The organism is Micrococcus sp. HMSC31B01 (assembly GCF_001816085.1).
GTDB classification, from domain to species: domain Bacteria; phylum Actinomycetota; class Actinomycetes; order Actinomycetales; family Micrococcaceae; genus Micrococcus; species Micrococcus luteus.
The window spans coordinates 1-668 of the sequence record NZ_KV824932.1 but is presented as its reverse complement, the minus strand read 5'-3'; the positions used below and the strand labels follow the sequence as shown (position 1 = coordinate 668).

At 77.8% G+C, this 668-nt stretch carries 1 protein-coding gene; it reads left to right on the top strand.

Translation table 11 applies throughout. From position 1 onward, the window contains the following. On the top strand, window positions 1-668 hold a 668-nt coding region (locus tag HMPREF3105_RS01765; protein ID WP_141762393.1), incomplete at both ends, for an FtsX-like permease family protein.

Below are 668 nucleotides of genomic sequence, written 5' to 3'. Positions count from 1 at the left end.
CGTCGTCGCGCGCCTGCCCGAGGCCGTGACCGGCCTCGGCGACCCCGGCACGGCGCTCGTGCCCGACTGGGTCGACACGGATCAGGTCCGCGCTGAGGTGGCGGGGGCCGCGCGGACGTTCGTCCCGGTGCGCGCCGGCTCGCTGAGCTCCGGCGTGTACGTGGCGGCCGAGCCGCTGCGCGAGGCCGGGTGGGACGGGACCGCGGACGCCGCCGTGCCGGGCCAGCTGCTCATCGCGCTCGACCCCGGTGTCCCCGTCGACCGCCTGCAGGGCCTGAGCGAGGACGTGACCCGGGCCGCGGGCGCCGGGGCGGCCGTGATCGACGGCGGGGCCGGCGAGCGCGCGCTCTACGCCCGGATCATCGACGCGATGCTCGGGATCGTGGTGGCGCTGCTGGCGGTGTCCGTGCTGATCGCGCTGATCGGCGTGGCGAACACGCTGAGCCTGTCCGTAATCGAGCGGACGCGCGAGAACGCGCTGCTGCGGGCCCTCGGCCTGACGCGAGGCGGACTGCGCGGGGCGATCGCGATCGAGGCCGTGCTGATCGCGGCCGTGGCCGCCGTGCTGGGCTGCGCCCTCGGGGTGTGCTACGGCTGGGCGGGGGCGCAGCTGGTCCTCGCCGACCTCTCCGCGACCGCGGGCGCCGGGACCGCGGTGCGCCCGGCCG